The following is a 6,549-nucleotide window of genomic DNA, read 5'->3' as shown; positions in this document are numbered from 1 at the left end:
CCACCAAGCCCGCGCCCGCTGGTTCCACCACCGCACCCGACTCCGCCGCCGGATCCAACTCACATGACACCATCAAAGTGCGGCTGCCCTACTAGAGACCTCCTTTTGAGCCGTTCACCTGTACGGACGAGGTTGGAGATTCACCAGTCCGATGCCTCAAGCCCCCAGCAGTTCTTCAGCATCACCGAGCTTCGCTTGGAAAGCCCAATCACCTACACCATGTTCACAACCCACCACAGTGCCGTGACAGCGCCATAACGATGCGGCCTCAGACCCCAGCACTAGGCATGCTGCCGCAGTGCGCCCTCAATCCCTTGGCGCATCAGGCTGCCCCAACCCGAAGTGCTCTATGCGGCGGGACTGCATCAAGGACCGCACCTGCCGCCTCGACCAGCCGTCCGTAGTCGAATTGCCACTGTCGGTCATCTCGCTCCGGCACTGCCGACCGTTCCTCTCCGCATCCGCTCGAATACTGGGAATTAAATTCCCATTCACTGGGAGAATCAACTGGGCAGCCGCACACCGCCGACGTACTGTGCCCGCCGTGACCAGCCCGGAAACGAACCGGAAAGCCGGTAGACGAGCAGCGCAGATCCTGGCGGTGTTCGCCGAACAGGAGAGCGCGACGGCGGAGGAGATCTCCGCCGGCACCGGCATTCCATCGAGCGCCGTGTACCGGCACCTGACGGCGTTCGTCGAAATCGGCCTGGTGCACCAGGGACGCACGCGCGGCCGCTACTGTGCTGGATCGTTGACGGTGCAGATGGCCGAGAACTACCGGCGGGAAGTGCTCAACCAGGGTGGGGTGCGGCTTCGACTCCGGCGGCTGGCAACCGACACCGACGAACTGGCCGCGTTCCTCATCGCCCGCGACAACGACGTGCTCTGCATCGAAGCCGCCGAGGGAACAAGGGTCATCCGGTGCAGCTTCTCCCCCGGGCTGAGCAAGCCGCTCGCCTTCGGCGCGAGCGCCCAAGCCCTGCTGGCGCACCTGCCCGGAGACCGGGTCGCGCGTGCCGCCGCGGCGCACGGGCTGACCACCGCGCAGGTCGAGAAGTTGGAGATCGACCTGCGGCGGGTGCGGGACCAGGGCTTCGCGGTGAGCGTCGGGCAGGTCGATCCAGGGGTGTGGGGCGTGAGCGTGCCCGTGCTGGGCCGCAAGCACGACCTCGTCGGCGTGGTCAGCACGATGGCCCCGGATTTCCGCGTCCGAGCGCGGCGTGAGTCCCTCATAACGCTCACTCACGCCGCGGCGCAGGACATCAGCAGACTGGAGGCGTACGCGTGAGCACATATGCTCCTAAGTGGACCGGACGCACTGACGGACCCGGACCAGAACATCGCAGGTGGCACAACGCGATCAACGAATCACCCAGTGCTGCCGGCGTCTCGCTGATCGGTTTTCCCAGCGACATCGGAGTCCGCCGCAACGGTGGCCGGCCGGGAGCACAAGCAGGCCCGGGCACGATCCGCGCTGCGCTGGGTTCGTTCGCGATCCAGCCGGAGGTCGTCGTGCACGATGCGGGCGACGTCGCGGTCGCCGGTGATGCCCTCGAAGCGGCGCAGGACGGCCTCGCCGAAGCTGTCGCGGCACAGCTGGGCGCCGGAAACCTCCCGTTCGTGCTCGGCGGTGGGCACGAAACGGCCTACGGTTCCTACCTCGGGCTCGCGCGAAGCGGCCTGCTCGACGGACGGCGCCTGGGCGTGCTTAACCTCGATGCGCACTTCGACCTCCGGGAAGCCGATCGCGCGACGTCCGGCACCCCGTTCCGGCAGATCGCCACCGGGGAAGCCGAGCGCGGCGCCGAGTTCACCTACGCGGCCATCGGAATCAGCCAGCCGAGCAACACCGCCGCGCTGTTCACCACCGCGGCCGAGCTCGGCGTCCGCCATCTGCTGGACCTCGACTGCCAGGAGCGGCATGTCGACGACGTCGTCGAATTCGTCCGGGCCTTCACCGCGGACGTCGACGCGCTGTACCTGTCGATCGATCTCGACGTGCTCCCCGCCGCGCAGGCGCCAGGAGTCAGCGCCCCTTCGACGCTCGGCGTACCCGCCGGTGTCGTCATCGAAGTGTGCCGGCTGGTCGGCAACGACCCGAAGCTCGTCCTGGCCGACATCACCGAGCTGAATCCCACCTACGACATCGACAACCGCACCGCTCGGATCGCGGCCCGCCTCGTGCACACGATCGCGATGAGCGCTGCCGACCGATCTGTCCCGGAAGGACATTGAGATGCCCCGTCAGCGGACCTGGGCGCGGTTAGCGACCGCACTCCTCACCGGTCTGGCCGCCTGTCTCCTCGTGCTCGTGCCCACGAGCGCGGCGACCGCGGAAGAACCTCCCCCCACCGACAAGCTCGCGGCACTGCGGTCCGGTCAGCTCACGCTGCGGGTCGGCACCGACGCGACCTTCCCGCCGTTCGAGTTCACCGACGCCGGGGGAAACCAGCTCGGTTTCGACGTCGACCTGGTCCGAGCGCTGGCCGCGCGGGCCGGGATCAAGAACGTCGAGTTCGTCCAGATGCCGTTCGGCAACATCGTTCCCGCGCTGCAGGCCGACCAGATCGACGTGGGCGCCTCGGCGATCTACATCAGCGCCGAACGCGCCAAAGCCGTTGATTTCACGGACGTCTACTACCCCGGCGGCCTCGCCATCTTCACCAACGAGAAGGACAACTCGATCTCCTCGCTCGAGGACCTGGCGGGCAAGCGGGTCGCCGTCCAAGTGGGCACGAAGTCCGTCGAGTGGCTCAAGCAGCACCAACCCGCCGCACAGCTGATCACGGTGCAGACCAACGAGCAGATGTTCTCGTCAGCGCGGCTGGGGCAGGCCGACGCCGTCGTGACCGGCGCCCCCGGCGGGAAGTACTTCATCGCCCAGCAGGGCGGTCTCAAGCAGGTCGGTGACCGCTTGACCGAGGAGAACTACGGCTACGCCTTCCAGAAGGCCGATGCGGACCTGCGGAACGCGTTCAACACCGCGCTCAAGCAGATGCACGACGACGGCTCCTACCAGCAGACCACCGACAAGTGGTTCGGTGCGGAGGCCACCGCTGCCAAGCCGGCCGAACACCCCCTGTTCAACTTCTCCACCATCGTCGAGTCCTGGGGACAGATCTGGCAGGGCCTGCTCGTCAGCATCCAGGTCATCCTGAGCGCACTGGTGCTGAGCCTGCTGCTCGGCACCATCGGCGGCTTCGCCAAGCTCAGCCGGATCGCACCGCTCAGGTGGCTGGGCACCGCCTACGTCTCGGTGATCCGCGGGACGCCGTTCGTGGTCCAGCTGTTCTTCATCTACTTCGGACTCCCCCAGCTCGGGCTGCAACTTCCCCCGATGGCCGCCGGAATCATCGCCCTCGGGGTCTACAGCGGCTCGTACGTGACCGAGATCTTCCGCGGTGCCGTGCAGTCCGTCGATCGCGGACAGCTGGAAGCGTCGCGGTCGTGCGGGATGTCGCACGCCTCGGCCATGCGCCACGTGATCATCCCGCAGGCATTCCTGCGCATGCTCCCGCCGCTGGGCAACGAGTTCGTCTCGATGACGAAGAACTCGGCGCTGGTGTCGTTCGTGACCATCCACGAGCTGTTCCTCGTGGGGCAGACCATCATCTCCCGCACGTTCGACGCGTTGACGGTCTACCTGTTCATCGGCCTGCTCTACTACCTGATCACCAACCTCATCGGTTTCGCGACGAGCACCATCGAGAAGAAGATGGCGGTGTACACCTGATGGCACTACTCGAAGTCAAGGACCTGACCAAGAGCTACGGCGATGTCGAAGTGCTGCGCGGAATCGACTTCACCATCGAACCCGGCCAGGTGGTCGCGGTGATCGGTCCCAGCGGCGGCGGCAAGTCCACCTTCCTGCGCTGCCTCAACCTGCTGGAAACCCCGACCTCCGGCAGCGTGCGCTTCGACGGCGAAGAGCTGACCGGCCGCGGTGTCGACCTCAACCGGCTGCGGTCCCGGATGGGCATGGTGTTCCAGCACTTCAACCTCTTCCCCAACATGACCGCGCTGCGCAACGTCGTGCTGCCGCAGCTGAACGTGCTCAAGAGGTCGAAGACCGAGGCCGAGGCGAAGGCACGCGGCCTGCTGGAGCGCGTCGGCATGCTCGAACGCGCCGACGCCTACCCGAACAGGCTGTCCGGCGGGCAGAAGCAGCGCGTTGCGATCGTCCGCGCCGCCGCGATGGACCCGAAGCTGATGCTCTTCGACGAACCGACCTCCGCGCTGGATCCCGAGGTCGTCCAGGACGTCCTCAACATCATGTCCGAGCTCGCTGACGACGGCATGACCATGGTCGTCGTCACGCACGAGATGGGCTTCGCCCGCAAGGTCGCCGACCGCGTCGTCTTCGTCGACGGCGGGCACATCGTCGCCGACCTCCCACCGGATCAGTTCTTCTCCGACAGCAACACCAATCCCCGAATCCGCACTTTCCTGGACAAGGTCCTCTGAGCACACCGCCCGTCCGGCGATCACCACCGCCGGACGGGCGGAACTGCGCCAAGCCCCCTGATCAATTCCAGTACCCCAGAATTGATCAGTCATCTCCGATGAACCTTTTTCAGCCCAGCAGACACCGACGCCACGAGCCCCTGCACCGGGCGCGGTGGATTTACAGTTTCAATTGAAACTGTGGTCCCGGCGACCGCCAGCGCCTCCGGTCGCCAGGACCAGGGCGAAGAAGATCTCCGAGTGGACCGAGAAGGTCACCAAGGTCTTCAAGAAGGCCTGGGACAAGCTCGACGAACTCGGCACCGGCGGTCGCCGCGTTCGTGGTGATGTTCGGTTTCGCGGGTGCCGCGATGCTCCGGCTGGTGCCGCTGTCCATGCGGCTCGACGCCGACAAGAAGCTGGCGGCCCGGCTGTACGTGCAGTACCAGCGCGAGGGCCGCCGACCTCCCGCCTGAGCCTTCCGACAGGACCCAGTCGGCGCGAAACGGAACCGACTGGGCCGTGCGATGATCAGTCGCGGTTTTGCGCGGGAGTGCTTGCGGTTCCCCAGCATTCGAGGTCGGTGAGGCCGATCGATGCCGGGTCGAAGGTCGGGTCCTGGCCGCGGCGTCGTTGGGCGTCGAAGTCGCGCAGGGCTCGCAGGGCCGGTTTGGTCAGCAGGAGCAGGCAGAGCATGTTGACCCAGGCCAAGGCTGCGTAGCCGACGTCGCCGATCGCCCAGATCAGGTCGGCGGACTGCACCGCTCCCCAGAACGTCATGCCCAGCAGGACGGCCTTGAGGATCGCGGTTGCAGCGGTCGGGGTGCGGCCGAGCACGTAGGTCAGGTTCGTCTCGCTGATGTAGTAGAAGGCCACCAGCGTCGAGAACGCGAACAACGCGATCGCCACCGCGACGAACGGGCCGCCCGCACCGACGAACACCGAGTCCATCGCCGCCTGGGTGTAGGCCGGCCCCGCCTCGGTGCCCGGCAGGTTCGTCGCCAGCGCCGGAACGCCGGCGGGCTCGACGTTGTAGGCGCCGGTCACGATGATCATCAGCCCGGTCGCCATGCAGATGAACAAGGTGTCGATGTAGATCGAGAAGCACTGCACGAGGCCCTGCTTGGCCGGGTGCGAGACCTGGGCGGCGGCCGAACCGTAGGTGCCCTCGCCGACCCCGGCGACGTTGGAGAACAGCGCGCGGCGCACACCCCACGCGATCGCCGAGCCCAGGATGCCGCCGAACACGGAGTTGGCACCGAAGGCACTGGAGAGCACGAGTCCCGCAGCGGTCGGCAGCGCGCTGATGTTGAAGACCAGCACGACCAGGGCCCCGAGGATGTAGGCACCGGCCATGAACGGCACGATGACCTCGACGAACTTCACGATGCGCTGCCGCCCGCCGATGATGATGAACGCCAGCGCCGCGGCGATCACGATGCCGCTGATCAGCGGGTCGATGCCCAGCGCGGAATCGAAGCTGCTGGCGATGGCGTTGGACTGAACGCCGGGCGCCAGCACCGCGTACAGCAGCGCGGCGACAGCCGCAGCCACGACTGCGACCTTGCGCAGCCCGAGTCCTTTCTCGATGTAGTAAGGAATTCCGCCCCGGAATTGCCCGTCGATCCGGCGCTTGTAGATCTGGGCGAGGGTGGACTCCACGAACGCGGTAGCCCCACCGAGGAAGGCCATCGCGGCCATCCAGAACAGCGCCCCTGGTCCGCCCGCGGCGATCGCGGTCGCCACACCGGCGATGTTGCCGACTCCAACCCGGCTCGACAGCGTCAGCGACAGCGCCTGGAACGGGGAAATCCCCTCCTCGGACTTCTCCCCCTTCACCAACTGCCGAAGCATCTCGGGAAGCAAACGGATCTGCATGCACCGGGTCAGAGCCGTCAGCAGCAGCCCGAAGCCCAGCACCAGGACGATCAGTGGCGTCCAGAGCCAGTCGTTGATCTGCGTCAACACATCCATCCGCGTGGCCCTCCTCGTTGAGTCGGCGAATGAGAGGTGTGACATATAACATTGCACAAAATCCGACGTCTAGCCCCACCAGCGAAAACGATGCGCAACAGAGGCGCCGACATCGCACGCAAACCGGAGCGC

Annotated in this window: 6 protein-coding genes; 5 read left to right on the top strand and 1 reads right to left on the bottom strand. The window is 66.4% G+C overall.

Annotated elements, in window-relative coordinates; genetic code table 11:
• Nucleotides 1-544: 544 nt before the first annotated feature.
• The 5 genes from ACWCO2_RS29625 (at nt 545) to ACWCO2_RS29605 (ending at nt 4,919) form a co-directional block, all read left to right on the top strand.
• Nucleotides 545-1,288 carry an IclR family transcriptional regulator gene (locus ACWCO2_RS29625; protein WP_450131078.1) on the top strand — a complete coding sequence of 248 codons (744 nt, stop codon included), beginning with the start codon at nt 545-547 and terminating at the stop codon, nt 1,286-1,288.
• A complete protein-coding gene (gene hutG / locus ACWCO2_RS29620; RefSeq protein ID WP_450131077.1) occupies nt 1,285-2,235 on the top strand; it encodes a formimidoylglutamase in 951 nt (316 codons plus the stop codon). Before ACWCO2_RS29625 ends, hutG begins: the two co-directional genes overlap by 4 nt.
• 1 nt (nt 2,236) lies before the next feature.
• Complete coding sequence (locus ACWCO2_RS29615) at nt 2,237-3,733, top strand: ABC transporter substrate-binding protein/permease (protein WP_450131076.1); 1,497 nt, start codon at nt 2,237-2,239, stop codon at nt 3,731-3,733.
• Nucleotides 3,733-4,464: an amino acid ABC transporter ATP-binding protein gene (locus ACWCO2_RS29610; RefSeq protein ID WP_450131075.1), complete on the top strand. Its 732-nt coding sequence runs from the start codon at nt 3,733-3,735 to the stop codon at nt 4,462-4,464. Before ACWCO2_RS29615 ends, ACWCO2_RS29610 begins: the two co-directional genes overlap by 1 nt.
• Before the next feature lie 326 nt (nt 4,465-4,790).
• Entirely contained in the window at nt 4,791-4,919 is a 129-nt protein-coding gene (locus ACWCO2_RS29605) for a hypothetical protein (protein ID WP_450131074.1), read from the top strand.
• Between the two features lie 55 nt (nt 4,920-4,974).
• Here the strand turns inward: ACWCO2_RS29605 and ACWCO2_RS29600 are convergent, their stop codons facing one another.
• Nucleotides 4,975-6,417, bottom strand: a complete 1,443-nt coding sequence (locus tag ACWCO2_RS29600) for an alanine/glycine:cation symporter family protein (protein ID WP_450131073.1) — start codon at nt 6,415-6,417, stop codon at nt 4,975-4,977.
• Nucleotides 6,418-6,549: the final 132 nt, after the last annotated feature.

The sequence above is a fragment of the Saccharopolyspora sp. NPDC002376 genome (assembly GCF_053593195.1).
Note: the sequence above shows the minus strand (reverse complement) of the source record. Positions and strands in the feature narration are given on the sequence as shown.